Source organism: Arthrobacter sp. B0490, from assembly GCF_002929355.1.
In the GTDB taxonomy this organism is placed as follows: domain Bacteria; phylum Actinomycetota; class Actinomycetes; order Actinomycetales; family Micrococcaceae; genus Arthrobacter_D.
The window spans coordinates 46,293-72,178 of sequence record NZ_PJIR01000005.1; the positions used below are offsets into that span (position 1 = coordinate 46,293).

At 71.1% G+C, this 25,886-nt stretch carries 22 protein-coding genes; 16 read left to right on the forward strand and 6 right to left on the reverse strand.

Features of this window, described 5'->3' with window-relative positions:
- Window positions 1–121: 121 nt before the first annotated feature.
- From CXQ97_RS09685 to CXQ97_RS09695, 3 genes are read left to right on the forward strand one after another with little or no spacing between them, the layout of a single operon-like run.
- On the forward strand, window positions 122–1,543 hold the full coding sequence (locus CXQ97_RS09685; protein ID WP_146069619.1) for a PrgI family protein: 1,422 nt from the start codon (window positions 122–124) through the stop codon (window positions 1,541–1,543).
- 44 nt (window positions 1,544–1,587) lie between these two features.
- Window positions 1,588–2,391, forward strand: coding sequence for an endonuclease III (gene nth / locus CXQ97_RS09690; protein ID WP_104180669.1), 804 nt, complete (start codon window positions 1,588–1,590; stop codon window positions 2,389–2,391).
- The gene (locus CXQ97_RS09695) at window positions 2,351–3,082 is read left to right on the forward strand and encodes a CoA pyrophosphatase (protein WP_258062460.1); all 732 of its coding nucleotides are present in this window, start codon (window positions 2,351–2,353) and stop codon (window positions 3,080–3,082) included. The genes nth and CXQ97_RS09695 overlap by 41 nt, the downstream gene beginning before the upstream one ends.
- 8 nt (window positions 3,083–3,090) lie before the next feature.
- Here CXQ97_RS09695 and CXQ97_RS09700 read toward each other — a convergent pair whose 3' ends face one another.
- Window positions 3,091–4,779, reverse strand: a complete 1,689-nt coding sequence (locus CXQ97_RS09700) for a bifunctional 3'-5' exonuclease/DNA polymerase (RefSeq protein ID WP_104180857.1) — start codon at window positions 4,777–4,779, stop codon at window positions 3,091–3,093.
- A gap of 104 nt (window positions 4,780–4,883) precedes the next feature.
- Between CXQ97_RS09700 and ssd the strand changes: the two genes are divergently transcribed.
- The 7 genes from ssd to CXQ97_RS09735 all read left to right on the forward strand — a co-directional run bounded on the left by ssd (window position 4,884) and on the right by CXQ97_RS09735 (window position 10,565).
- Window positions 4,884–5,942 (forward strand): septum site-determining protein Ssd, encoded by a 1,059-nt coding sequence (gene ssd / locus CXQ97_RS09705; RefSeq protein ID WP_104180670.1) that lies wholly within the window; start codon window positions 4,884–4,886, stop codon window positions 5,940–5,942.
- A 131-nt stretch (window positions 5,943–6,073) separates the two neighbouring features.
- A complete protein-coding gene (locus tag CXQ97_RS09710) occupies window positions 6,074–7,270 on the forward strand; it encodes a TadA family conjugal transfer-associated ATPase (RefSeq protein WP_104180858.1) in 1,197 nt (398 codons plus the stop codon).
- On the forward strand, window positions 7,267–8,049 hold the full coding sequence (locus tag CXQ97_RS19835; RefSeq protein ID WP_181035033.1) for a type II secretion system F family protein: 783 nt from the start codon (window positions 7,267–7,269) through the stop codon (window positions 8,047–8,049). Before CXQ97_RS09710 ends, CXQ97_RS19835 begins: the two co-directional genes overlap by 4 nt.
- A gap of 8 nt (window positions 8,050–8,057) precedes the next feature.
- Window positions 8,058–8,690, forward strand: coding sequence for a type II secretion system F family protein (locus CXQ97_RS19840; protein WP_181035034.1), 633 nt, complete (start codon window positions 8,058–8,060; stop codon window positions 8,688–8,690).
- A gap of 379 nt (window positions 8,691–9,069) precedes the next feature.
- The gene (locus CXQ97_RS20315; protein ID WP_258062484.1) at window positions 9,070–9,636 is read left to right on the forward strand and encodes a DUF4244 domain-containing protein; all 567 of its coding nucleotides are present in this window, start codon (window positions 9,070–9,072) and stop codon (window positions 9,634–9,636) included.
- A gap of 166 nt (window positions 9,637–9,802) precedes the next feature.
- Entirely contained in the window at window positions 9,803–10,153 is a 351-nt protein-coding gene (locus tag CXQ97_RS09730) for a TadE family type IV pilus minor pilin (RefSeq protein ID WP_258062461.1), read from the forward strand.
- Window positions 10,146–10,565, forward strand: coding sequence for an Rv3654c family TadE-like protein (locus CXQ97_RS09735; protein WP_258062462.1), 420 nt, complete (start codon window positions 10,146–10,148; stop codon window positions 10,563–10,565). Before CXQ97_RS09730 ends, CXQ97_RS09735 begins: the two co-directional genes overlap by 8 nt.
- Before the next feature lie 6 nt (window positions 10,566–10,571).
- Here the strand turns inward: CXQ97_RS09735 and CXQ97_RS09740 are convergent, their stop codons facing one another.
- The gene (locus CXQ97_RS09740) at window positions 10,572–13,019 is read right to left on the reverse strand and encodes a DEAD/DEAH box helicase (RefSeq protein ID WP_104180674.1); all 2,448 of its coding nucleotides are present in this window, start codon (window positions 13,017–13,019) and stop codon (window positions 10,572–10,574) included.
- 48 nt (window positions 13,020–13,067) lie between these two features.
- Window positions 13,068–13,718, reverse strand: a complete 651-nt coding sequence (locus CXQ97_RS09745; protein ID WP_146069620.1) for a GNAT family N-acetyltransferase — start codon at window positions 13,716–13,718, stop codon at window positions 13,068–13,070.
- Between the two features lie 86 nt (window positions 13,719–13,804).
- On the opposite strand from CXQ97_RS09745, the gene CXQ97_RS09750 reads away from it, so the two are divergent.
- The 6 genes from CXQ97_RS09750 to proC all read left to right on the forward strand — a co-directional run bounded on the left by CXQ97_RS09750 (window position 13,805) and on the right by proC (window position 22,372).
- Window positions 13,805–14,731: a rhodanese-related sulfurtransferase gene (locus CXQ97_RS09750; RefSeq protein WP_104180676.1), complete on the forward strand. Its 927-nt coding sequence runs from the start codon at window positions 13,805–13,807 to the stop codon at window positions 14,729–14,731.
- Window positions 14,732–14,838: 107 nt separating this feature from the next.
- Entirely contained in the window at window positions 14,839–16,470 is a 1,632-nt protein-coding gene (locus CXQ97_RS09755) for a class I SAM-dependent methyltransferase (RefSeq protein WP_258062485.1), read from the forward strand.
- 122 nt (window positions 16,471–16,592) lie between these two features.
- A complete protein-coding gene (gene topA, locus CXQ97_RS09760; RefSeq protein WP_104180678.1) occupies window positions 16,593–19,340 on the forward strand; it encodes a type I DNA topoisomerase in 2,748 nt (915 codons plus the stop codon).
- Between the two features lie 61 nt (window positions 19,341–19,401).
- Entirely contained in the window at window positions 19,402–20,415 is a 1,014-nt protein-coding gene (locus CXQ97_RS09765; RefSeq protein WP_104180679.1) for a Ppx/GppA phosphatase family protein, read from the forward strand.
- Between the two features lies 1 nt (window position 20,416).
- Window positions 20,417–21,217, forward strand: a complete 801-nt coding sequence (locus CXQ97_RS09770) for a sugar phosphate isomerase/epimerase (RefSeq protein WP_104180680.1) — start codon at window positions 20,417–20,419, stop codon at window positions 21,215–21,217.
- A 297-nt stretch (window positions 21,218–21,514) separates the two neighbouring features.
- Window positions 21,515–22,372 carry a pyrroline-5-carboxylate reductase gene (proC, locus tag CXQ97_RS09775; RefSeq protein ID WP_104180681.1) on the forward strand — a complete coding sequence of 286 codons (858 nt, stop codon included), beginning with the start codon at window positions 21,515–21,517 and terminating at the stop codon, window positions 22,370–22,372.
- Here proC and CXQ97_RS09780 read toward each other — a convergent pair.
- Genes CXQ97_RS09780 through CXQ97_RS09790 form a run of 3 tightly spaced genes read right to left on the reverse strand, consistent with a single transcriptional unit; the run spans window position 22,338 to window position 25,726 of the window.
- Window positions 22,338–23,651 carry a glycosyltransferase 87 family protein gene (locus tag CXQ97_RS09780; RefSeq protein ID WP_104180682.1) on the reverse strand — a complete coding sequence of 438 codons (1,314 nt, stop codon included), beginning with the start codon at window positions 23,649–23,651 and terminating at the stop codon, window positions 22,338–22,340. The two genes, proC and CXQ97_RS09780, sit on opposite strands and share 35 nt — an antisense overlap.
- Before the next feature lies 1 nt (window position 23,652).
- Window positions 23,653–24,321, reverse strand: coding sequence for a TrkA family potassium uptake protein (locus tag CXQ97_RS09785; protein WP_104050125.1), 669 nt, complete (start codon window positions 24,319–24,321; stop codon window positions 23,653–23,655).
- Window positions 24,314–25,726, reverse strand: a complete 1,413-nt coding sequence (locus CXQ97_RS09790) for a TrkH family potassium uptake protein (RefSeq protein ID WP_104180683.1) — start codon at window positions 25,724–25,726, stop codon at window positions 24,314–24,316. The genes CXQ97_RS09785 and CXQ97_RS09790 overlap by 8 nt, the downstream gene beginning before the upstream one ends.
- Window positions 25,727–25,886 lie beyond the last annotated feature (160 nt).

Consider the following 25,886-nt stretch of genomic DNA (forward strand, 5'->3'; position numbering starts at 1 on the left):
GTGCCCGGTTCCCGCCTGTCGCCGGTGGAGAAGGGGAGGACCGGTGGCTAGGGTGGAAGGAGGTATCCACGACCGGCGGCCGACGGCCGCGGGCGATGAGCGCTACGAACGGGAGTCCACCATGACCGAAGCATCCGAGGGGCAGCGCGCCACCGGCGTCGCATCGGCGGGATCACGCCCCGCCTCCACCTCCGACGACGCTGCGTCGGCCGGGGGTACGACGTCGGCCGCCGCCGCCTCGCACGGCGGGACCCCGGGTTCCGGCAAGGCAGTCGCGGGCACATCGGTGACGGGGACCTCGGCGTCGGGTCCGTCCGATTCCGGGACGACCGCTCCGGACGTCGCCGCGGGCCCGAGCAAGGCCGTGGTGGGACCGTTCACCCTGCGGGAGCTGGTCTTCGGGGGAGGCGTGGCGCTCATCTTCATCGGCACGCTGCTGCCCTTCATCGGCGGACGGGTCCTCTACACCAACTTCTGGAGCAGCGCCTCCCTCTTCTTCATCGGCATCGGTATCCTGCTGCCCGTGGTCGCGCTCGCGCTCGTGGCCGCCCGCCGCCTGGGGAGTTCCGGACTGCGTGTCGGCTCGCTCTCGGTCGACCAGTTCGCGTCGGTCACCGCGGTCCTGGCCGCCACCTTCTTCTTCCTCCAGACCGTCACCGCCTACCACGTCGGGCCGCTGGTCGCCCTGATCGGGTCACTGGGCATGCTGGCAGCCACCGTCGCAGGGCCCTTCCTGCCTGTTCTCAAGGACGATTTCGCCGACCGCCCCGAGGTCCCCGCGCTGACGGCGGCGCGTCCCATCACCGCTGCCCGTCCCCGTCCGCCGAAGCCCGCCAAGCCGGCGGCCGAGCTGGAGGCCGGACCCGTCCCCAGCAGCTCCCGCACGGACTCCCCGAGCCCGGCCGGAGTCAATCCCGCCGCTGCGGGCGTCCGGCAGAACGGTGCCGGCCTGTACGGTGCCGGTGGAGCCGGCGCCGTGGGTGCCGGTGCCGCCGCAGCCGGCCAGTCCGGCATGGAGCGGAGCAGCTCGACGCCGTCCTCGACGGGCGCCGCCGCGCGTGACGCCGGCCAGGTGGGCGCCCACGCCGTCGGTTCGTCATATGCCGATGCCGACACCGAGGGCCTGGAGGACCGCTCCGGCCGGCCCGATGAGGCCCGGGTCGGTGAGACGCGGGTCCACGAGGTCGTGACGGACGGGACGCGGACGTTCGCTGCCGCCGACTCCTCCGGCACGTCGTCCAGCACGTCGTCCGGCGGCTCGTCCAGCACCTCGTCCGGCGAGGAGCGGGGCCGGCAGGAACCCATCACGGCCACCCGCTCGGCCGATGAGGAACCGGTCGTCGAGGCATTCTGGTTCGCTGTCGGCTCCCAGCGGCCGGTCTACGACGAGCAGAACGGCCGTGAGGTCTTCAAGCTGCAGCCGGGCGACTGGGAGGTGGGCATCGAGGACCGCGGCAACGAGTTCCTCGTGCAGGACAAGCGCACGGGTGCCGTCGGCATCCTGCGGGACCTGCGCAACATCGAGCGTGCTCCCCGCGACTGAGCCGACCCCCCGAGTCCGAGAAGTACGCCGAGAGGAGATCCCGAGTGGCAGGCAGGAAGCCCAGGGCGCACGAGGAGTCGCCGGTCACGCTCAAGCGCAGGGCCCGGAAGATCGGCAGGATCCTGGGCGAGACCTACCCGTACGCAGTGGCGGAGCTCGACTTCCGCAACGCCTTCGAACTCCTCGTGGCGACCGTGCTCTCCGCGCAGACCACCGATGTGAGGGTCAACCTCACCACTCCGGCATTGTTCGAGCGCTATCCCGACGCCCGGTCCCTGTCGGAAGCCGACGAGATCGAGCTGCAGGAGATCATCCGGGCCACGGGTTTCTACCGCGCGAAGGCCAACAGCCTCCTGGCGCTGTCCCGGCGCATCGTCGACGAGTTCGACGGCGAGGTGCCCACCCGTCTCGAGGACCTCGTCACCCTGCCCGGGGTGGGGCGGAAGACGGCCAACGTGGTCCTCGGGAACGCCTTCGGCGTGCCGGGTATCACCGTGGACACGCACTTCGGGCGCCTGGCCCGCCGCTTCCGGTGGACCACCTCCGAGGATCCGGTGAAGGTGGAGATGGACGTCGGGGTCCTCTTCGAACGCAGGGACTGGACGATGCTCTCCCACCACGTGGTGTTCCACGGACGACGGATCTGCCACGCCAAGAAGCCGGCGTGCGGGGTGTGCCCCGTCGCGGCCCTGTGCCCCTCCTACGGAGAAGGGGAGACGGACCCGATGAAGGCCGCGAAGCTGCTCAAGTACGAACTCGCGCCGGGTCGTGAGGAGCTGCTGGAGCAGATGCGCGCCGGACGATCCCGTGCCGAACTCCGAGATGCCGGGCACGGGCTGGGTGCCTAGTCCCGGCGGCACGGCGTACGACGACCTGGCAGCGTGGGTGAGGTCGAAGGGCGCTCCGGGGTCGGTCCTCGTCCGACCCGGAGGCTGGCAGTTCGCGGCCATGGATCCCGCCAGGAGCCGCCGGGCCGCGGTGCTCATCCTCTTCGGCGTCCGCGACGGCGTCCGGTCGACGGATGCCGGGGATGCCGGTCACGACGACCTGGACATCCTGTTCCTGATGCGCTCGGGCTCCCTGTCCAACCACCCCGGCCAGGTGGCCTTCCCCGGCGGTGCCATCGACCCCGGGGACGCGGATGAGGGTGCGGCCGCCCTCCGCGAGGCGCAGGAGGAGACGGGGCTGGACCCCGGCGGTATCGACATCGTCGGGATGCTGCCGGAGGTCGGGCTTCCCGTCAGCAACTTCCTGGTCACGCCGGTGGTCGGGTGGTGGACCGAGCAGTCACCGGTGTACGCCGTGGACACGGCGGAATCGGAAGCGGTCTTCCGGTGCCCCGTGAACCTGCTCCTCGATCCGGAGCACCGGCGGACGGCAGTGGTACGACGCAAGGGCTTCGTCAGCCGCACGCCCGCCTTCCTCACGCCCGACGCCGTGATCTGGGGATTCACGGCCCTGCTGCTGGACGCGGTGTTCGACGGGCTCGGGTGGACCAGGCCGTGGGACCGGTCGCAGGAGATCCCCGCACCCCTCTGAGGCGCACTTCACTTCGCGTCGGCGTAGGACGCCACCGTGACCGTCGTGATGGAGAACTCGATGGGGATGTCCCCGAAGACCAGGCGGGTCGCCGCACGTGCGGCGTCGTCGAGGATGATCGCTGCCTCCTCCGCCCGATCCGCCGGGACGTGCAGCACCACCTCGTCGTGGAGGAAGAACGCGATGCGGCTGCGCGGTTCCGGGATGGTGCTCGCCGCGAGGCGCCGGCGGATCTCCGCCAGCCAGCACAGGGCCCACTCCGCCGCCGACGACTGCACCACGAAGTTCCGCGTGAAACGGCCGCGGGCCCGTGCGGCGCCGTCCGCCCGGCGCTGTTCCTCGGCCGTCGTCGTCCGCTGCCTCGCCCGCCATTCGTCGGACGCGGGCGGGCAGCCGCGCCCGAGATGGCTCGAGACGCCGTCCCCCGCTTCCCCTGCTCGCGCTGCCGCCTCCACCACGCCGATCGCCTGCGGATAGGCACGGGTGAGCTGCGGCATCAGCCGTCCGGACTCCCCGCTGGTGGCCCCGTACATGGCACCGAGCATGGCGAGTTTCGCCTTCGCCCGGTCGCCGCCGAATCCCTGGTCCGCGATGCCCTGGTAGAGGTCCCTGCCCCGGGCCGCGGCGGCGAGCGACGAATCCTGACCGAGGGCCGCCAGGACCCTCGGCTCGAGTTGCGCGGCGTCGGCGACGATGAAGACGTGGCCCTCGTCCGGGCGCACCGCATCGCGTACCTGGTGGGGGATCTGGAGGGCACCGCCGCCCCGCGACGCCCAGCGCCCGGAGACGACGCCGCCGACGACGTACTCGGGGCGGAACCGGCCGTCGTGCACCCAGGCATCGAGCCAGTTCCAGCCGTTCGCGGTCAGGAGCCGTGACAGCTTCTTGTAGGCGAGGAGCGGCCCGATCGCAGGGTGCTGCTGGCGCTCGAGTTCCCAGGAGCGCGTCGTCTTCACCTCGATCCCGGCCCGGTGCAGTGCACGCAGGACGTCCTGTGGTGAATCCGGGTTGAGCGCCGGGTTTCCCAGCGCCGTCCGCAGCTCGCCGGCCAGCCGTTCGAGCTCCGCGGGGCGGGCGCCCTCCGGGGGCCGGGCGCCCAGGCTCCGTTCCAGCAACTCCTCGTGGATGTCCCGGCGCCAGGGGAGACCCCAGAACTCCATCTCGGCAGCGATCAGGGCTCCCGCCGATTCGGCCGCGACGAGAAGGTTGAGGCGTCCCGGCTCGACAGCGCGTGCGACGGCGTCGAGCTGGGCGGCGAACTGCCCGACGACGTCGTCGACGAACGGACCCGTCACGCCGCGCGGTTCGTCGAACAGCGAGTGCTGGTTGGGAGGAGGCGGAGGTGGCAGCAGGATCCTCGCCGGTTCGGTCCCGTCGTCCGTCTGCGCCGTCGCCCGCAGGGAGTCGATGTAGGGGGAGGAGCGGCACGCGGGTGAATCGGCGAGGAGGGCGCGCGTCAGCGCGAGGTCCCAGCACCGGTCCACGGGAACACCCGCCGACAGCAGGTCGGGGTACCAGCGCCGCGTGCTGTCCCAGACCCAGCGCGGACGTCGGCCCTCGGCGCCGGCGACCGCGGAGGCGAGCCCTTCGCGCTCGACCAGCAGGGGATCACCCGTCCGTGTCCCCCTCGGGTCCAGGGCCTGGAGCGCCATCGTGCCGCCGCTCGTCGACGGCGCGGGTGCCACGGCGATGTACATGTCCATATTGTCGGCGGTGGCGGTGTCATTCCCGCAATCCACGGGTTGTCCACATAACGGTGCACCGGAGGGTCGGCCGGGGAGTGCACGGCGAGGCTTGCTGCATGAGGCAGCAGACCTGGATACCGACCGCCCGAGGGCGGCCAGTGGTCCTCGTGGGTGGCTCGCAGTACGTGCAGGACCAGGTGGCCCGGGCATGCGCCGCCACAGGAGTCTCCCCGGCGTTCGTCGCCGGACTCCCGGAGGGCGTGGCCCTGGATCCGGCGGTGCTGTTGCTCGGGTCCGAGCAGGCCACGGAAGGGTGGGCTGGGCACCAGGAACTCGTCGTGGTGGGCTCGGCCGACGACGATGCACGGGTATGGGCAGCTGCGGCGAACCTGGCGTCGTCCCGGGTGGTCATCCTGCCGCAGGGCGCCGGCTGGCTCGCCGAACACCTCGGCCGCCGCCTGAACCCGGTGGCGGCCGGCTCGGTGGTCGGCTTCCTCGGCACGGCCGGCGGGTGCGGCGTCAGCACCTTCGCCTTCTGGTGTGCACGCGACCTGGCGCGCGGAGGACGACCCACGCTGCTGGTGGACGGGCACCCACTGGGCGGCGGACTCGACCTCGCCCTGGGCCTCGAGGAGCATCCCGGCGTGCGATGGCACGACCTCCAGGAGCTCCGCGGGACACTGAACGCCGAGCAGTTGCGGTCCGCACTGCCGACCGACGGCAACCTCTCGGTGCTGTCGCACTCGGCCGGTCCTCCTTCCGGGAGCGCGGGCATGGGGTCCGGCGCCGCCGTCCTGGACGCGGCGCGCGGCGCGTTCGAGGTGACTCTCGTGGACCTCGACGGCAGGAGTCCCGCCCGTTCCCTGGCCTCCGCCTGCGACCACCTCGTGCTGCTCGTCCCCTCCCGGCCGCGCAGCGTCGCGGCCCTCGAGGGCCTGCTCCCGGTGTACGGTTCCGTGCCCGTGACGGTGGTTCTGCGCGGCCCGGTGCTCGACGGACTCGATCCGTGGCACGTGGCCGAGTTGGCCGGGCGCCCCGGTCCCCTCCCGTATCTCCCCCTCGTCCGCGGCGCCCCGGCGGCGGAAGCCGCCGGGAGGATGCTCGGCTTCGCCCTCCCCCGGAAGGTGCGGAAGCTGGTGGGCTCCGTCTGCGCCGGGCTGGAGCCGGACGGATGAGGGACGATGCGGGCCAGGACGGGCCGACGCGGCGTCAGCTGCGCGCCCTCGGACGAGCTCCGGTGCGTGCCGAGGGAAGCGATCGGGTCGACGCCGGAGCGCCGCCGACCGGCGATCCGGGGGCCGCCTCCATGGTGGACGCCGTCCGCAGGGCTGTCCTGGCCGGGAACGTCCGACCGACCGGCGCTGCGTTCGCGGACGCGGTCGGTTCGAGCGGACGACTGCTCGGTTCGGAAGGAACACTCTCGGCCCTGGACCGGGTGCGCGCCGAGCTCAAGGGACTGGGGCCGCTCGAGCACCTCCTCGCGGAGGAATCCGTCACGGACATCCTCGTCAACGGACCCGATGCCGTGTGGGTCGACGGCGCTGCCGGCCTCCGGCGGGTCGGCCGGCTGTTCAGCACGGACGAGGAGGTGCGCGCCCTGGCCGTCCGGCTCGTGGCAGCGGGAGGGCGTCGACTCGACGACGGGTGCCCTGCCGTCGACGTCCGCCTCGAGGGGCTCCGGATCCATGCCGTCCTCCCGCCCATCTCGACGGCGGGAACGCTGCTGTCCATCCGCATCCGGCGCCGGCGGGTCTTCTCCCTCGCGGAGCTCACCACCGGCGGAACCGCGGCGGGAATGGCGGATGCCCTGACGCTGATGATGCGGAGCCGCCTCAACTTCCTCATCAGCGGTGCGACGGGAACGGGCAAGACCACCCTGCTCTCCACCCTGCTCGGACTGGCCGACCCGCGCGAGCGGATCGTGCTGGTCGAGGACGCTGCCGAGCTCGCCCCTGCCCATCCGCACACCGTGGGACTCCAGTGCCGGTACGCCAATCTCGAGGGCGCCGGGGTGCTCGACCTCACCGACCTGGTCCGGCAGGCCCTGAGGATGAGGCCGGACCGGCTCGTGGTCGGCGAGTGCAGGGGTGCGGAGGTCCGGGAACTGCTGGCCGCCATGAACACCGGGCACGACGGCGGTGGCGCGACGATCCATGCCAATTCGGCCGCAGCCGTCCCGGCGAGGCTGAGCGCGCTCGCAGCGCTTGCCGGATTGTCGGCCGAGGCCCTCGCGCTGCAGGCGGCGAGCGCCCTCGACGTGGTGGTGCATGTCGTCCGGGATGCTCGCGGCCGCCGGGTGGCGAGCCTCGGCCTGCTGGAGCTCGGGCCGGGGACCAGCCTGATCGTCCGACCGGTGCTCGTGGATGCGGGGGCGGGATGTCGTCGGTCCATCGGCTGGGATGATTTCTCCCACCGAGTGGGTTTGGATGCTTCCACCGACCGTGCGGGCCGGGCAGGGTCGGAGCCTCCGTCCGGGCCGCAGCACACGGCCTCCTCGCCATGACCGGGATGATCGTCGCCCTTCTGCTGGCGGCTTCGGGACTGATCCTCATCTCGCCCCGACCGGTCCTCCAGGGACAGGCGCGGAGGACACCCGCCGGTGGTGCAGCCGGTCCTCGGCCTCCGTCCGCTGCGGGCCGTGGCCGCGGCGGGACCCCGGGAGCTGGGCGTCGGCCTCCCGCCGACCTGCACGAGGTGCCGCTGTTCGTCCACCAACTCGCCGGGCTCCTCCGGGCGGGACGCCCGTCGCAGGTCCTGTGGGCCGACATGGAACGCGTCTACGCCGATGCTCCGACCGCGTTCGCGCGTGCGGCGCTCCCGATGATCTCCACCGCGCGCCGGGCTGCAGAGCTGGGCCTGAGCGTCCCCGATGCTCTCCGCCAGGCGGCGGGAGCAGCCCCCGACCCCGGTGTGCGAGGGCAACCGCAGGCTCGACTCACCCGCCTGTGGATCGATCTCTCCGGGTGCCTGATCGTCGCCGAGCGCAGCGGAGCCCCGCTGGCGGGCATCCTCACGCAGTACGCCGCGCAACTCGACGCCGACCTCGACGGTCTGTCAGCTCGGGAGACGGCACTGGCCGGACCGCGTGCCACGGTCGTCCTGCTCGCGTGGCTACCGGTCGTCGGCCTGGTCCTCGGCTTCGCGCTGGGCGTGAATCCGCTGGAGATCCTCCTGGGGTCGTCCCTCGGGCGGATCGCCCTCGCCGCGGGCATCCTGCTCATGATCGTCTCCCGCTTCTGGTCACGGCGCCTCGTGAGCCGCGCGGGAGGGGGCGCGCCGTGATGGTGGGCGTGACCGTAACCCTCCTGCTGGCAGCGGCATCCGCCGTCCTGGCTCTCCCATCGGGTCGTCTCCGACCGCCGTCCGGGGCAACCGGGACGAGGTCGGAGGGGTCCGGTATCCGGGATGCCCCGCTGCTGCTCGATCTGCTCGGTGCGATGGTGGCAGCCGGGGCATCGGTCGAGAACGCCCTGTCGGTCGTCGCCGGTGCAAGCGACCCCGATCTCGGGGAGGCCCTCACCCGGGTCTGTTCGGCCCGGCTCCTCGGAGCCTCATGGGAGTCGGCGTGGGAGTCCGCCCGGGAACCGGTCAGGGATCCAGCAGCGGATTCCGCGTCCACCCGCCGTGAGGGCTCCGCTGCGGCTTTCGCGGCGTCACAGCGGCGCCGCGCCGAACGCCACCGGGTACGGACCCTTGCGGATCTTCGTGGGGGTCTGCGTTTCGCCACGTCCACAGGGGCACCGTCGGCCGCGCTCCTGCATGCCCACGCCGTCCAGCTACGACGACGACACAACCGCGAGATCGCCCGGAAGTCAGCCGCGCTGGGGGTGCAGCTCGTGCTGCCGCTCGGTCTGTGCTCCCTGCCGGCCTTCATCTGCCTCGGCGTGGTGCCCGTCGTCCTGGGTCTCCTGCCGGCTCTCTAGTGCACAGCCCACCGGACCCGGGAAGAGGTCGGCCCGGGCATCGTCTCCTGCAGGGCATCCCACCGTCGGATGCCGTGCCGGTCATCCGTCGCTCAACCGTCGGTCAACCGTCGGTCATCCTCCCGCTCTCGCGCGAAGCCCGGCGCCCCTTTCCGCTGTGGATCACGGGGTTATCCACTTACCCGCATCCGATGTCACCGAGGCCGAGGGCCGCCGCCAGAGTTGATGGTGCGGCGACCGTCGCCCACACCACGCGGGCCACGTTCCGCGTCGATGACAAGGAGATGACATGGCAATGCGATCGCAGGACGGGATGGCCGATTCGGCCTTCCGGGGCCTCGGCAACGGGATGGCCGGGGCCAGGGCGGATGCTGGTGCGATGATCGGCCGCCTCCGGGCGGGCGCCCCAGGCGATGGTCCGGATGAGACCGGCAGCAGTGCTCCCGGGCCCGGAGCGGCCCAGGGGGCATCGCGGAATCGGCCGAACACCGCCTGCCCTCCGCCGCCCCTGTCCGTGCTTCCGGGCACGGGCTTCCCGGCGGAGGCGTTCCCGGCACGGCCCGTCACGGCGGATGGAAGCTCGGGCGGGGCTGGTTCCGGCGCGAGCAGTGGGGGCTCGGGCAGTACCGGATCTGGCGCTTCAGGATCAGCCGGCTCGGGATCGATCAGCTCGGACGAGGCCGGTCCCGGATCCCCGGCGGGGCTGCCGCTCGACGGCGACCGTTCGGCGCGCCGGGCCAAGGAGCGGCGTCGGAGATCGAACGAGCGGGTCATCCGGCGCCGAAGGGATCCGCTGGATCAGGAGGCAGGGATGGCGACTGCTGAATACGCGATCGCCACGCTCGCCGCGGTCGGGTTCGCAGCACTCCTCGTCGCAGTCCTCTCCAGTGGCGAGGTCAAGGGGCTCCTGATGTCCCTGATCACGTCCGCGCTGAATTTCGGCTGATGGGTGGCGGCCAGAGCGGGTCGCTCCGCGACCATCCGGTTTCCACACTCCCGGGACCGGTCCGCCCTTCCGCCGTCGCGGCCCGGACAGGTGGGGGCCCACGAAGGGGGATCGGATGAAGATGAAGGGGGATCGGATGAAGTGGGGTCGGATGAAGGGGGGTGGGATGTCGGGTCGATCGCAGCAGGGCTCGGTCACCGCCGAGGTCGCCGTCGTCCTCCCCGCCCTGGTCGTCCTGCTCGCGGTGCTGATCGGCACGGCCCACATCGGCACTGCCCAACTCCGGCTCGAGGAGGCGGCACGCGCCGGCGCCCGGGAGGTCATGCGGGGGGAGACCAGTGGGTCCGTGGAGCAGACGGTGCAACGCCTCGCGGGACCTGATGCCGTGACACGGGTGGTATCCGTCTCGGGCTGGACCACGGTGGAGGTGCGGGCACGGGTCGAGGGTCCCCTCGTCGAGGTGATGAACATCGAACTGCATGCATCGGCGTCGGGGAAGGAGGAACACGGTGGGTAGGCGGCCAGTACCGAGGAGGCAGCACCACTCGGATCCCGAGGGTGGGGCCGGGACACTCCTCATGGCAGGACTCGCGGTGCTGGCACTCCTGCTGATCGCGTCTGCGGCCCTCCTGCTGCAGGCCGCAGCAACCGCGTCGAGGGCGGCGACGGCAGCCGACCTCGCGGCCTTGGCCGCTGCGGACGCTGCCAGGGGGATCACCCCCGGGGACCCTTGCTCGGCCGCCGGAACGGTCGCTCAGCGGCATGGTGCGGAGGTGCTGGAATGCTCGATCGGCGGGACGGGCCCCGGGACCGCCGTGGTTCGCGTCTCCGTCAGCGGGCGTGGCCTGTTGCCTGACGCGTCCGGCGCGGCCAGGGCGGGTCCACCGCCGGAGGAGGGTGCCGGCACCCGGGCGACGGCCGGGCGGTGACTGCGCTCAGTCTGCCGTCGGCGCCCGGCCGTGCCCGGCGGTGACCGCGGACGAGGGAACGGCCGGGGAATCGGCTGCCGGCTCCGACGTCCCGTCCTCCCGCTGCGGATCCGTGAGGGCCTGACCGGTCACGGCACGGGCCGCCTGGTTGAGGATGAGGGACAGCACCGCGACGGCGCCGCCCTTGCTGAGCGGATTGTTCCTGTTCCCACACTTGGGGGACTGCACGCACGAGGGGCAGCCGGACTCGCACTCGCACGCCTCGATGGCGTCACGCGTCGCCGACAGCCAGGTCCTCGCGGCTTCGAACCCTCGTTCGGCGAAGCCCGCACCCCCGGGGTGCCCGTCGTACACGAAGATGGTCGGCAGCCCCGTGTCGGCATGCAGCGCCGTCGACACGCCACCGATGTCCCACCGGTCGCTCGACGCGACGAGCGGCAGCAGCCCGATCGCGGCGTGCTCGGCGGCGTGGAGCGCTCCGGGAAGCTCCTCCGCGAGGATGCCCTCAGCTTCGAGCAGTCCGGGGCTGATCTCGAACCACACACTCTTCGTGAACAGGTCCCGGGCCTCGAGCTCCAGGGGTTCCTCGCCGAGGATCTCGTTCGAGGCGAACGCCTTGCGCTGGAAAGACACCACCTGGGTGGTCACCTTCACGTCGCCGAAGTTCGCGAGCACGCCGCCCCACAGGGCGCTGACGTCCCGCCCGACCACCTCGATCTGCGTGACGTCCCGCGCCTGCGTGTAGTAGTCCGGGTGGGCCCGGGCCACCACGGCGCAGTGATCCTGCTCGTTGAGTTCCTGGACCACGAACGTCCGGCCCTGATGGACGTACACCGCACCCGGATGTGCCTGGTAGTGGCTCTGTGGCGAGTCCATCGTCCCGAGCAGGGCGCCGGAGTCCGCCTCGACGATGTTGATCGGTCCACCCCCGTCGGCCCGCAGGTTCACCATCGCCGCAGCGCTCTGGGGATGCGTCCAGAACCAGCCGGCGGGACGGCGCCGCAGGAACCCCTGGTCGCACAGGGTGCCGAGCAGCTCCTCGGACGTCGCCCCGAAGAGCTCGAGGTCCGCCTCCGTCAAGGGGAGTTCGGCCGCGGCGGCGCACAGGTGCGGCCCGAGCACGTAGGGATTGGAGGGATCGAAGACGGTGGCCTCGACGGCCAGGTCGAAGACCGCCTCGGGATGGTGCACGAGGTACGTGTCGAGGGGGTCGTCACTGGCGACGAAGGCGGCGATGGCGTCCTGGCCCGAACGCCCTGCCCTGCCGATCTGCTGCATGAGGGACGCGCGGGTCCCCGGCCAGCCTGCGACGAGGACGGCGTCGAGGCCGGAGATGTCGATCCCCAGCTCGAGGGCGGACGTGCTGGCGACCCCCAACAGCTCGCCGCTGCGCAGCGACGACTCGAGGGCCCGCCGCTCCTCGGGCAGGTAACCCGAACGGTAGGCGGCGATGCGGTGCGGCAGGCTCGGATGCACGTCCTCGAGCATCCTGCGGGTCGTCTGCGCGATGCTCTCCGCCCCGCGCCTCGACTTGATGAACGCGATGGTCCGCACCTGGGAGGAGACGAGGTTCGCCAGGAGGTCCGACGTCTCGGCGATGACCGTACGGCGGGTCGGGGCACCGTTCTCGCCCTTCTTCCCCGTGAGCTGCGGCTCCCAGAAGGCGACGGTGGTGGAACCGTGCGGTGAGGAGTCCTGGTCGACGGCCCGCGCGGGCGCGCCGATCAGCCTGCCGAAGGACGCTGCGGGCGCCGCGGAGGTCGCCGACGCCCCGATGAACACCGGATGCGCCCCGTAACTCGCGCAGATCCGCCGCAGCCGCCGCAGGAGATTCGCGACGTGGGACCCGAACACCCCCCGATAACTGTGCGCCTCATCGATGATCACGAACTTGAGCCGCCGGAAGAAGCGCGCCCACCACGTGTGATTGGGGAGGATGCCGAAGTGGAGCATGTCCGGGTTCGCGAGGATCAGGTTGGCGTGGTCGCGGATCCAGCGCCGCGCCCCCGTCTCGGTGTCGCCGTCGTAGGTCTCGGCACGGACGGTGGGCAGCTTCAGCGCATTGATGGCGGACAGCTGGTCCGCTGCCAGCGCCTTCGTGGGCGCGAGGTAGAGGGCCACCGATCCGTTCGGGGCGAGCGTGACCCGGTTCGCCAGTTCGCTGCGGTGGATCTCGTCGAGGACCGGCAACTGGTAGCAGAGGGATTTCCCGGACGCGGTGCCCGTGGCGACGATGGTGTGCGCCCCGTCGTGGGCGGACTCGGCACCCTCCACCTGATGGCGCCAGGGCTGGTGCACGCCGCGTGCAGCGAAGGCGGAGACGACGTCCGGGTGGGCCCAGTCGGGCCAGGGCGCGTGCTCGGCGTCCCGGGCCGGGATCTCGCGGACATGCAGCAGCTGCTCAGGGTCGGGTCCGCCCCCGAGCAGGGGGATCAGGGAGTCGTGCGCTGCCACGCCGCCATTCTCCCATCGGCGTAGGGGCGGGGACGGTGGAAAGGGCCCTTATCCTCTGATGACGAACACATCGATCAGGTGCTGCCACCCGAGGTACTCGTACAGTGCACGCCCGTCGGCGGACGCCATGAGCAGGCCGGTGGTGACGTCGTCCTCGAGGACCCCGGCGGTGAGGGCACGCATGACATAGCTGCCCAGCCCCCGCCGCCGGAAAGCCTCCTCGGTGACGATGCGGTCGTAGACCGCGTGGTCGCCGACCGCGGACACGGACCCGCGAGCCGCAAGGCGCCCATGGGAATGCACCGTGACACGGCGGCAGGCCCCGTCGCGGATGCGCCCAAGGACGAAGTCGTCGCCGGGGGCGCGTGGGTCCTCGACGTCCTGGCCGTTCATGTCGACGCTCATCAGGGACTGCTGCCGGTCGGTCACGCGCATGCGGAGCGGTGCGGCGGCGTCGATCAGCTCCTGCATCCTGCTGGTGACGACCGTCAGCACTCGGAGGGGGTCCTGCCTGGTCTCGGCGGCCACGTCGAGGAACAGCTCGGTGGTGGGCTCGAAGAGGAAGTGTTCCGTCTGGTCCTGCTGGTCCGTCAGGAGCACCGAGGTGGTGCGACCGTCGTCGCGCGGCTCATAGCCCCTGCACGCGGACCACCCTGTGATCCACGTCCCGAGGAGTTGTCTGTCTATCTGTGCGCCCATGTGCTGAACCCTAGTTCTCGGCGCGGACTATGGACATAGAGGGCCGCGAGGGTGACCGATTCGAGACGCAAAGTAGGCTTTAACGCGTGTCGACGAACCGCATCGCCCTCTATTACGCCTTTACGCCACTGCCCGATCCCGAGGCGATCCGGCTGTGGCAGCGCGCACTCTGCGAGAAGTGGGGGCTGCGCGGAAGGATCCTCATCTCCAGGGACGGCATCAACGGCACGGTCGGCGGCGAGGTCGGCGCGGTGAAGCAGTACGTCAGGACGACGCGCGAGTACCCGGCGTTCAGGGGCATGGACATCAAGTGGTCCGACGGTGGCGCCGACGACTTCCCGCGCCTCAGCGTCAAGGTCCGCGACGAGATCGTCTCCTTCGGCGCCCCCGGTGAGTTGAAGGTTGATCAGGGCGGCGTGGTGGGCGGGGGCACCCACCTCCAGCCGGAGGAACTGCACGCGCTCGTCGACGCCAAGCGCGCCGCGGGGGAGGAGGTCGTCTTCTTCGACGGCCGGAACGCCCTCGAGGCCCAGATCGGGCGGTTCAAGGGGGCCGTGGTGCCCGACGTGCGGACCACCCACGACTTCGTCCGCGAACTCGATTCCGGCCGGTACGACGACCTCAAGGACAAGCCCGTCGTCACCTACTGCACGGGCGGGATCCGCTGCGAGGTCCTCTCCAGCCTGATGGTCAACCGCGGCTTCCAGGAGGTCTACCAGCTCGACGGCGGCATCGTCCGTTACGGGGAGAAGTACCGTGACGGCGGGCTCTGGGAGGGGTCGCTGTACGTGTTCGACAAGCGCATGCACCTCGAGTTCAGCGAGGACGCCGTCACTCTCGGGAAGTGCGTCCGGTGCCACACCCCCACGAGCACCTTCGAGAACTGCTCCGATCCCGCCTGCCGCAACCTGACCCTCTACTGCGCCGGGTGCGCCGCCGACCCCATCACGCTCCGCTGCCCGCAGGGGTGCGAGTCGGATGAGGCCGAGGCGACGGCCGCGGGCGCGGCCTGATGGTTGGCGCAGCCATGCACCACCGGGAGTTCGACGACGACGTCGCGTCCGCGCCGTCCAGCCGGGACCTCACCGCACTCGAAGCCCTTGCCGCCGACCTGACGGCCATGGACTATACGGTCGACGGCGTCGGGTCGCTTCTGGGCGGTCCCGCCTACTCCGCGCTCGGCCGGGACCAGCTCGCGCCCGCCCTCCTGGTGGCCCGGCGCCTCCTCCGGCACGACGACGGCCCGGACGACGACCGGAACGGGGGCGTCGGCGACCCGCGTGCCGTCCCCGTGCTGCTGTGGCTCCTCGGAGAGGACGTGGCAGAGGACGACATCCGGGCGGCGTTCCCCGGGCTCGGCGTCGCGGGGCTCGAAGTGCTCCGGCTCATCGAGCCCGCGCCCGGCGACGCGCACCAGGAACCCGGCGACGCGTACCAGGAACCCGACGACGTGCACCAGGAACCCGGCGACGCCGGCGAGATCCTCGCGCCGCGCTCCTGGCGTGCCGCCGTCGAACTGCGCCCCTACGCCTCGGACGTCGGGGGCAACCTCTGGGTGGCCAGCGATCTCGGCTCCGAGCAGCGTCCGGGGCCGCTTCGCCACGACCACGTCCTCGGCATCGGCGGGGCGTCCCTGACCCTGGCGCAGACCGTGATGAGGACTCCGGTGGAGCGTGCCCTGGATCTCGGTACCGGCAGCGGCATCCAGGCCTTCCATCTCCTCCCGCACGCCCGCCATGTCACCCTGACGGACATCTCCGAGCGGGCGCTCGCCTTCGCGCGCTTCAATCTCCTGCTCAACGCGCCGGCCCTCGGCCTCGACCCGCGGCGACCCGGTGAGCGCGTCAGCCTCCGGCAGGGCAGCCTGCTCGAGCCGGTCGAGGGGGAGCGCTTCGACCTCGTGGTGTCCAACCCTCCCTTCGTGATCACCCCGCGTACCGGGGAGCCGGCGGAGTCCTACACCTACCGCGACGGCGGTCTCGCCGGCGACGCCATCGTCGCGACCCTGGTGCGGGAGCTGCCCGGGATCCTCACGCCGGGCGGGGCGGCGCAGCTGCTCGGCAACTGGGAGATCACCGAGGGGACCGAGTGGGAGCGACGGATCCGCGGGTTCGTGCCTCCGGGAGTCGACGCCTGGATCATCCAGCGTGAGCAGCTGACCCCGGTGCAGTACGCGGAGACCTGGTTGCGGGACGCCGCCGAGAACCGAGACCGCGACGCCTACCTGGCGAGCTTCGCGGCCTACCTCGCGGACTTCGCCTCGCGGGAGGTCGAGGGGATCGGGTTCGGTTCGGTGTGGCTGCGTCGCCCTCACGGCCCGCGCGACCTCGTCCGCGTGACGCTCGAGGAGATCACGCACGAGATCGAGCAGCCCGTGGGTCCCCATCTCGCCGCCGCCGTCGGGCGGGGCGACTGGCTCGCCGAGCACACCGAGCAGGCCGCCTCCGGCGTCGGCGTCGCCGACGAGTTCCTCCTCGTGGCCGACGACGTCACCGAGGAACGCCACCAGCGTCCCGGCGCGGAACACCCCGGCGTCATCCTGCTGCGTCAGGGAGCCGGGCTCCGGCGAACCACCCTGCTGAGTACGGAGCTCGCCGGGTTCGTGTCCGCGTGCGACGGCGACCTCACGGCCGGGCAGATCGCGGGCGCCCTGGCGATGCTGCTCGACCGGCCCGATGCGGCCTTCACCTCGGAACTGCTGCTGGACGTCGAGCAGCTCATCCGCGAGGGCTTCCTGATTCCGGCCCCCTGAAACCAGCCGTTACCCTTGTGCAGGTACTCATGACGCATACTGTGAAGTGAGCCCGGCAGCGGGATCCGGACCGGATGCCCGCGTTCACACCCCGGCATCGCACCCGTATTCATAGGAGAGAAGTGCCGACCAAGGCCACGGACAAGAAGCACGGCAAGAAGCTCGTCATCGTTGAGTCCCCCAGCAAGATCAAGAGCATCTCGGGCTATCTCGGTGAGGGTTTCCAGGTCGCCGCGTCCATGGGGCACATCCGCGATCTCCCCCAGCCGTCCGACCTGCCCGCGGAGCTGAAGAAGTCCTCGGTCGGCAAGTTCGCGGTGGACCTCGACAAGGATTTCGAGCCCTACTACGTGGTGTCCCCGGAGAAGCGGAAGACCGTCGCCGAGCTGAAGGCGGCACTCAAGGACGCCGACGAGCTCTACCTCGCGACCGACGCCGACCGCGAGGGCGAAGCCATCGCATGGCACCTGCTGCAGGTCCTGAAGCCCAAGGTCCCCGTCTACCGCCTGACCTTCGGCGAGATCACCAAGGAAGCCGTCACCCGCGCCCTCGGTGAGCTGCGCGACGTCGACATCCCCATGGTCGACGCCCAGGAGACCCGCCGCATCCTGGACCGCCTCTACGGCTACGAGATCTCCCCCGTGCTCTGGCGCAAGGTGGCCCGCGGCCTGTCCGCCGGTCGCGTGCAGTCCGTGGCGACCCGCCTCGTCGTCGAGCGGGAACGCGAGCGCATGGCATTCCGCACCGCGTCGTACTGGGACCTCACCGGGACCTTCGCGCCCGCCGACTCGTCCAAGGGCACTGCCTTCCCGGCGAAGCTCGTGGCCGTCGACGGCAGCCGCGTGGCCTCCGGCAAGGACTTCTCCGACCGTGGCGAACTGAAGACCGCGAACGCCGTCCCCCTCGACGAGGACGCCGCCCGCTCGCTCGCCACGGGCCTGGAGAGCGCCGCCTTCGAGATCCGCTCCGTCGAGACCAAGCCCTACACACGCCGGCCCGCTGCCCCGTTCACCACTTCGACCCTGCAGCAGGAGGCGGCCCGCAAGCTGCGCTTCAGCTCCAAGGTCACCATGCAGGTGGCGCAGCGACTGTACGAGAACGGCTACATCACCTACATGCGTACCGACTCGTCGGCGCTCTCCGACCAGGCGATCAACGCCGCCCGCCGACAGGCGTCGGAGCTGTACGGTCCCGAGTACGTCCCCGAGTCCCGCCGCGTGTACAAGGGGAAGGCCAAGAACGCGCAGGAAGCGCACGAGGCCATCCGCCCCGCGGGCGACTCGTTCCGCACCCCGGCCCAGGTGGCGCAGTCGCTGCGCGGCGACGAGTTCCGCCTGTACGAGCTGATCTGGAAGCGCACCGTGGCCTCGCAGATGGCGGACGCCAAGGGTTCGACGGCGTCCCTGCGCCTCGGCGCGCGGAGCACCGACGGCCGGGACGCCGAGTTCGCCGCGTCCGGCACGGTCATCACCTTCCGCGGCTTCCTGGCAGCGTACGAGGAGGGCCGCGACGCGGGCCGCACCGAGGACGGGGGCGACGACGACGCGCAGGGCACGCGCCTGCCCGACGTCGCCAAGGGCGACCCGCTGGGTGCGACGGCGATCGAGGCCGTCGGCCACGAGACCTCGCCGCCCCCGCGGTACACCGAGGCGTCGCTCGTGAAGGTGCTCGACGAACGCGGTATCGGGCGGCCGTCGACGTACGCCGCGACGATGTCCACCATCATGGACCGCGGCTACGTGAGCACCCGCGGGCAGGCCCTCGTGCCGAGCTGGATCGCCTTCTCGGTGGTGCGCCTGCTCGAGGAGCACTTCAACGACTACGTCGACTACGACTTCACGGCGGAGCTCGAGGAGGACCTCGACCGCATCTCGCGCGGCGAGGCCGGACGCGTGGAGTGGCTCAACCGCTTCTACTACGGCGACCGCAAGGACACCGGGCTGCACACGATCGTCTCCGAGCTCGGCGAGATCGACGCCCGCCGGATCAACTCCGTCGAGATCGCGGAGGGCATCACGCTGCGCGTCGGCAAGTTCGGCCCGTATCTCGAGAAGCCCCTGCCGGCCGACGCGCCGGAGGGCACCGAGCCGCAGCGTGCCAACGTCCCCGACGACCTCGCACCCGACGAGCTGACGGTCGAGAAGGCCCTCGAACTCATGGAGGCGCCCACATCGCAGGAGCGCGTGCTCGGCACCGATCCCGGGACGGGGCGCAGCATCGTGGCCCGTGACGGCCGCTACGGGCCGTACGTGATCGAGCTGATCCCGGAGGTCACCGCGGAGGACCTCGCGAACCAGCCCGTCGAGTACTACAAGAACGGCAAGCCCAAGCCGCCCAAGAAGCCGGCGAAGGTCAAGCCGCGCACGGGATCCCTCTTCGAGTCCATGTCGGTGGACACCGTCACGCTCGAGGACGCCCTGAAGCTTATGAACCTCCCACGCGTCCTCGGGACAGACGAGGACGGCAAGGAGATCACGGTGCAGAACGGCCGCTTCGGCCCGTACCTGAAGAAGGGCAGCGACTCCCGCTCCATCGGCTCGGAGGAGGAGATCTTCACGATCACCCTCGAGCAGGCGCTGGAGATGTACAAGCAGCCCAAGCAACGTGGCGGCCGGGCGGTCACCCCGCCGCTCGCCGAGTTCGGCGAGGACCCCGTGAGCGAGAAGCCCATCGTGGTGAAGGACGGTCGTTTCGGCCCCTACATCACGGACGGCACCACGAACATCACGGTGCCCGGGAGCATGGCGATCGAGGAACTGACGCGTGAGCAGGCGATCGACATGCTCGCCGAGAAGCGCGCCAAGGGGCCGGCGCCCAAGAAGACCACCCGGCGGGCGCCCGCCAAGCGTAAGGTCGCGGCGGGCAAGTAGCCCGCGACACGGCACGCGAAGACTCACTACAAGCGGGGGAAGAGCTGGAAGCGCAGGGACAATGCGGCTAGGTGTGCTGGACATAGGGTCGAACACGGTCCATCTGCTACTCGTGGATGCCCACCCGGGAGGGCGCCCGGTACCTTTCGCGTCCCACAAGAAGCCCCTCCAGCTGGTGGCGTACCTCGACGAGGACGGCCGCATCTCGCGGAGGGGACAGGACGAACTCGTCGGGTTCGTCCGCGAGGCGCGCGCCTTCGCCGCGGGGCACGACGCCGAGGACTTCCTCGCCTTCTGCACCTCGGCGATCCGCGAGGCCGGCAACGGCGGCGAGGTCCTGGCCCGCGTGCGGGCGGAGACCGGCGTCGACCTCCAGGAACTCTCGGGCGACCAGGAGGCGGCCGTGACGTTCCAGGCCGTCCGTCGCTGGTACGGATGGGGTGCCGAGTCGATCCTCAATCTGGACATCGGCGGCGGCTCCTTCGAGCTGGCGATGGGCACCGACGAGCTCCCGGAAGTGGCGCTGTCCGTGCCGCTCGGCGCCGGCAGGCTCACCCGTGACTGGCTGCAGGGCGACCCGCCGTCGGCCAAGAGCGTGAAGGAACTGCGCCGGTACATCCGGGCGACGCTCCGCGAGGCGGTGCCGCGGTTCGCGCACCTCGGTGAGCCGCACCTGGTGGCGGGCACCTCGAAGACGTTCCGGTCGCTCGCCCGCATCGCAGGCGCCGCGCCGTCCGCTGCCGGACCGTTCGTCCGGCGCGAGCTGCGGCTCGAGGACCTCACCCTGTGGACCAAACGCCTGGCTGCCATGAGCGCCGCGGACCGCACGAACCTCGACGGCGTCTCCGACCTGCGGGCACCTCAGGTGCTCGCAGGCGCGCTCGTGGCCGAGTGCGCCCTCGAACTGTTCAATGTGCCGTCGATGGACATCTGCCCGTGGGCTCTCCGCGAGGGACTGCTGCTGCGACGGTTCGACGCCAAGATGTTCGAGGCCGACGAGCCGCTGCCGGGAGCCGGGGTGGGCCATGCCCAGCTCGACTCGATGCGCCGCACGTCCCTGCCGAGGGGGGCCTGACATGGCGGAACCCACGGGCGGCCTGCCTGCCATCCCGGTGGCACTGTCCAGTGCCTCCGTCTATCCGCTCGCCGTCCACGACGCCTTCGCGCTCGCCCAGGACCTCGGCTACGACGGCGTGGAGGTGATGGTCACCAACAACTCGGTGAGCCAGGACCCGGACCAGCTCGGCGTCCTCAGCGAGCGGTACGGGATGCCGATCTTCGCCATCCACGCGCCGACGCTGCTCCTGACCCAGCAGGTGTGGGGCAAGGCCTGGACGAAGATCGAGCTGTCCGCAGCGATGGCCGCCGAGGTCGGCGCCCGGACGGTGGTCACCCACCCGCCCTTCCGCTGGCAGACCGGATACGCCGAGGAGTTCCCCGAGGGGATCGCCCGGGTGGCGGCCGAGTACGGCGTGGAGATCGCCGTCGAGAACATGTACCCGTGGAAGGTCCGGGGCCGCGAGGCGAAGGCCTACCTGCCGCACTGGAATCCGATCCCGGAGCCCTACGAGCGGATCACCTGGGACTTCTCGCACGCGGCCATCGCCGGCATGGACTCGTACGAGGAGATCCGGGCCCTCGGCGGCCGGCTGGCGCATGTCCACCTGACCGACGGGACGCCCAACGGCCGAGACGAGCACCTCCTGCCGGGCCAGGGCATGCAGCGGTGCGCCGAAGCGCTCGGCCACCTCGCCGCGTCGGAGTGGGACGGCGTCGTCGCCGTGGAGGTGAGCACCCGTCGGGCGCGCGGTGCCGGGGAACGCGAGGAGTGGTTGGCGGAGACGCTGCGCTTCGCGCGCGAACACCTCGGCCACTGACGCTCCGCCCACGGCCCCGGAGGAGGGGCGGTCGGAATGGGTGCAGCGACGGGCTGCGTGGATCGGCTGGCGTGTGGACGGGGCTCCGTGACAGGGAATCCGCCCCTTAAGAGGAATCGGCGCCGGTAGGACCAGATGTCGGGGGAATCATCTGCTGCCACCGGCGCCGGACCGGATCAGGAATTCCGGTCTCACTCGCACCCTTATGAGGTAGGAATGACGATAGGCCCCCACCTTGTGCCGCAGCACCGAGAACGCTGGGAGAAGGCTGGACGGCACGCGTGGCAGGATGGGGCCATGACACTCCGAGCCGCGCACCGCATCGCCTTCCTGGGGTGCGGATCCATGAACGAGTCCATCCTGGCGGGGCTGCTGGCCGCGGGGCTCGACCCCGCCCTGGTCACCGCCACCGTGCGCCGGTCCGCCCGGGCGGCCGAGCTGGCGGAGCGGCACGGCGTGAGGGCGCTCGCCACCTCCGACGACGACGCCGCGAACGTCACGGCCGCGCAGGACGCCGACGTCGTCGTCCTGGGCGTGAAGCCCGTGGGCATCGTCCCGCTGGCCCGCGAGATCGGGCCCGTCCTGAAACCGTCCGCCGTCGTGCTGAGCGTTGCCGCCGCGGTGTCGATCGCCATGATCGAGGCCGCCCTCCCCGAGGGGCAGCCCGTCATCCGGTCCATGCCGAACACGCCCTCCCGGCTCGGTCGGGGCGTGCTGTCCATCTCGGCCGGGTCCGCCGCCGGTCCGGAACTCATGGCGCAGGCACGCGACCTCCTGCGGCCCGCCGGCACCGTCGTGGAGATCCCCGAGGACCAGGTGGATGCGCTCTCGGCCGTCAGCGGATCGGGCCCCGCGTACGCGTTCTACCTGGCCGAGGCGATGGCCGCCGCCGGCGTGGAGTTCGGCCTCGACGCCGATCTGTCGGCGCTGATCGCCCGGGAGACGGTCGCGGGAGCGGGCCTCATGCTCGCCGAGGAGGGCGCCGACGCCACAGCCCTCCGCCGGGCGGTCACGAGCCCCAACGGCACCACGCAGGCGGCCATCGAGGCGTTCGAGGCGTCGAATCTGGCGGGGATCGTCGCCGACGGAGCCCGCGCCGCGATCGCCCGTGCCGGCGCGATCACGCGCGAACTGGCGGATCCACCGTCGTCCTGACGGGCCGTGAGGCCCACACGGCCAGGAGGGCGACCGGAAGGACGACGCCGAGGCCCGTGAAGAGCCGCAGCGGCAGGGGTCCCTCGCCCGACACCGTACCGGTGAGGGTCAGGGTCACGGTGATCGACGAGAACAGCATCACGGGGACGAGGGCGCCGAGCAGCACGCGGCCGAGCGTCCGCGGGGTGCGCGAGCAGCGCCGGGCGAAGACGAGGCCGACCGGGAGGACGAGCGCGATCCACACCCAGTGGTGGAACCACGAGATGGGGGAGATCGCGAGCATGACCACCGCGTTGGCGGTGATGGCGCGGAGGGTGTCGCCGTCACGGTCGGCCTGCCGGATCGCCGCAAAGCCGACGGCGATGACGGCCAGGGACGCCAGGACCCAGGCGGGCCGCTGCAGGTACCCGGCCAGCCCGGACTGCGCGACGATCGAGTTGAGCGACACGTTGTAGAGATCCGCCGTCGCCCCCACGCGCGAGGCGTCGAACAGCGCGTCCAGCCAGTACGCGGCCGACTCCCGGGGCGCCAGGAGCCACCCCACCGCCACCGTCCCGCCGAAGGACGTGGCCATCCATGCCAGCGACCGCCAGTCGCGCCGGGCGAGGAACACCAGGCCGAAGGCCAGCGGCGTCAGTTTGATACCGGCCGCGACCCCGACGAGCACGCCCGAGGGCAGGCGGGTGGATCGCAGCAGGTCGGCGAGGACCAGCACCATCAGGAGCGCGTTGACCTGGCCGAAGCCGAGTCCCTCGCGCCACGGGCCGCTGATCCCGATGAGCAGCATCGCCGCCAGGACGGCGGCGTACGTCCGCCCGGCGGTGCGGGGGCGGGCGGGTGCCGAGGCCTGCAGGTAGCGCACGACGACGACGGCGACGCCGGCAAGACAGACGCAGGAGAGTGCCGTGACGACCCCCAGGGCCACTGCCTCCGGGAGCAGCGCGAGCGGCACGAGGAGGATCGCGGCGAACGGCGGATACGTGAACGGCAGTCCGCGCGTATCGGTCTGCACGAGCGCGTCGTCGTACAGCTCCTTGTCGCCGGCCCGACCGAGCAGCGCGAGCGCACCCTGCCTGTACACGGAGAGGTCCAGCCCGTGGATCTGCGCCGCGAGGACGACGACGGCGAGGACCATGGCCCCGGCCAGGGCGGCCGCCGCCAGGCCGAGGAGCCGAGGACGCCCGTTCTCCCGCGGAGGTGCATCGCCCGTGGACGCACGACGCCGCGACCCGCCCGAGCTGCTCGCCCGCGCCGACGCACGAGGAGCGGCTCCGGGCACGCTAGGGCCGGCCGGCAAAGCGCTCGAGCAGGTCCACGTGCCCGGACACGATCAGCATGTCGCGGCCGGACACCTTCGTGTCGGGGCGCGCGTAGGTGAAGTCCTCGCCCGGCGACTTCACGCCCACCACGGTGACGCCGTACTTCGAACGCACCGAGGACTCGGCGAGGGTGAACCCCTGTGTCTCCTTCGGCGGGTACATCTTCACGATCGCGAAGCCGTCGTCGAACTCGATAAAGTCCAGCATCCTGCCGCCCACGAGGTGCGCCGCCCGCTGGCCGGCGTCGGCCTCCGGGTAGATGACGTGGTTGGCGCCGATGCGCTTGAGGATCTTGCCGTGCGAGGGCGTGATGGCCTTGACCCACAGGTGGTCGATGCCGAGGTCCACGAGATTCGCCGTGATCAGGACGCTGGACTCGATCGAGGTACCCACCCCGACGACGGCGGCCGAGAACTCCTGGGCGCCGAGCTGGCGGAGCGAGTCGATGTTCGTCGCATCGGCCTCCACCACGTGCGTCAGGATGCTGGCGAACTTCTGCACGAGCTGCGGATCCCGCTCGATGGCGAGGACCTCGCGGCCCTGCCGGACGAGCTGCTCGGCGGTGGCCGCACCGAACCGGCCGAGGCCGATCACGAGGACGGGTGCATTATGGGCGGGTCTTTCAGCCAATGATCGGCCTCTCGTCTGGGTAGCGGTACAGCGTGCTGCGTTGCCTCAGCGCGAGGGCCGAGGCGAGCGTGATGGTGCCCATGCGCCCTGCGAACATGAGCGCGGACAGGACGTACTTACCCGCCGGCGGCAGTTCCGCACTCAGGTTGGTACTGAGTCCCACGGTCGCGAAGGCGGAGATCACCTCGAAGACCACCTTGTCGAGGCTCTCGTCGGAGATCGCGAGGATGAGGCCACTGCCCACCAGGACGAGCGTGGCACCCATGAAGATCACCGAGATGGCCACGCGCATCACCCCGTGCGGGATGGTGCGGCCCCACGCGCGGACGTCCGAGTCGCCCCGGGCCTCGGCGACGATCGCGAGGAACATGACGGCGATCGTGGTGACCTTGATGCCGCCGGCCGTGGACGCCGATCCGCCTCCCGCGAACATCAGGGCGTCCGTCAGGAGCATGGTCGTGGTGTTCATGTCGTTCTGGTCCACGAGGTTGAAGCCGCCGGAGCGCGTCATGACCGAGGCGAAGAGGGCGTGGATGCTCTTGTCGACCACGTTCAGGTTCGCGATCGTCCGGTCGTTCTCCCACTCGAGGAATCCCCAGGCGAAGGTCCCGGCCACCAGGAGGATCAGGGAGACGAAGACCGTGAGCTTGGCGTGCAGCGTCCACTTCCTGAAATGGTGGCGGACCTGGACGAGGACCATGACCACGGGGAATCCGAGGCTGCCGAGGAAGACGCCGACCATGAGCGGCGTCAGGATCCAGAGGTCCGTCTCGTACGGCACCAGGCCGTCGCTGTGGGGGGTGAAGCCCGCATTGTTGAAGGCGGAGATCGAGTAGAAGACGCCGTGCCAGAGCGCCTGCCACCAGGGCTCCCCGAGGATCATGAACCGGGGGATGAGGACGACGGCGAGCACGATCTCGATGACGACGGACGTGGTGATGACGATCCGCAGCAGCGTGCCGATCTCACCGAGGCGGCTCGCGTTGTTCAGCGCCTCCTGGGCCAGGAGCTTGCCGCGCACGCCGAGGCGCTTGCTCACGATCAGGGCGAGGAGGGAGGCGAGCGTCAGGGTGCCCAGCCCGCCGATGAAGATGCCGAGCAGGATCACCAGCTGGCCGAAGAAGGACCAGTGCGTCGCGGTGGACACGACCGTGAGGCCCGTGACGCAGACGGCGGACACCGCGGTGAAGAAGGCGTCGTGCAGGGGCGTGACCTGTCCGTTGCTGGCCGACACGGGCAGGCTCAGCAGCACCGTGAACACGAGGATGACGGCGGTGAAGATGAAGAGGGCGAGCCGTGCGGGTGAGCTGTTCGCGAAGGAGTCGACGAAGTCGCGGATCGAGGCCAGCAGCCTGAAGTACCCGTTCTGATCGTCCTTCAGCCACCGTGGCTGTTGACTTACCATTGACGCCCGCTTGCCCCGTTTACTGGTCCTCCCGCCGAAGCGGCACCGTCTTCACCCGTACCGGTCCCCGCTGGTACCGATCGGTCCTGATTGTCCCTTGCAGTAGTAAAGCATCCCACCGGGTGCGTCGTCGGAATATCGCCCATCGCGTAGCCTTGCA

Excerpts from the sequence above, each read along its gene's own strand:
- CXQ97_RS09790 (WP_104180683.1), bottom strand. The coding sequence starts at position 25,726 with ATGGTAAGTCAACAGCCACGGTGGCTGAAGGACGATCAGAACGGGTAC.
- CXQ97_RS19835 (WP_181035033.1), top strand. The coding sequence starts at position 7,267 with ATGACCGGGATGATCGTCGCCCTTCTGCTGGCGGCTTCGGGACTGATC.
- CXQ97_RS09700 (WP_104180857.1), bottom strand. The coding sequence starts at position 4,779 with ATGTACATCGCCGTGGCACCCGCGCCGTCGACGAGCGGCGGCACGATG.
- CXQ97_RS20315 (WP_258062484.1), top strand. The coding sequence starts at position 9,070 with ATGATCGGCCGCCTCCGGGCGGGCGCCCCAGGCGATGGTCCGGATGAG.
- CXQ97_RS09745 (WP_146069620.1), bottom strand. The coding sequence starts at position 13,718 with ATGGGCGCACAGATAGACAGACAACTCCTCGGGACGTGGATCACAGGG.
- CXQ97_RS09765 (WP_104180679.1), top strand. The coding sequence starts at position 19,402 with ATGCGGCTAGGTGTGCTGGACATAGGGTCGAACACGGTCCATCTGCTA.
- CXQ97_RS09730 (WP_258062461.1), top strand. The coding sequence starts at position 9,803 with ATGTCGGGTCGATCGCAGCAGGGCTCGGTCACCGCCGAGGTCGCCGTC.
- CXQ97_RS09770 (WP_104180680.1), top strand. The coding sequence starts at position 20,417 with ATGGCGGAACCCACGGGCGGCCTGCCTGCCATCCCGGTGGCACTGTCC.
- CXQ97_RS09685 (WP_146069619.1), top strand. The coding sequence starts at position 122 with ATGACCGAAGCATCCGAGGGGCAGCGCGCCACCGGCGTCGCATCGGCG.
- proC (WP_104180681.1), top strand. The coding sequence starts at position 21,515 with ATGACACTCCGAGCCGCGCACCGCATCGCCTTCCTGGGGTGCGGATCC.
- CXQ97_RS09710 (WP_104180858.1), top strand. The coding sequence starts at position 6,074 with ATGGTGGACGCCGTCCGCAGGGCTGTCCTGGCCGGGAACGTCCGACCG.
- CXQ97_RS09755 (WP_258062485.1), top strand. The coding sequence starts at position 14,839 with ATGGACTATACGGTCGACGGCGTCGGGTCGCTTCTGGGCGGTCCCGCC.
- ssd (WP_104180670.1), top strand. The coding sequence starts at position 4,884 with ATGAGGCAGCAGACCTGGATACCGACCGCCCGAGGGCGGCCAGTGGTC.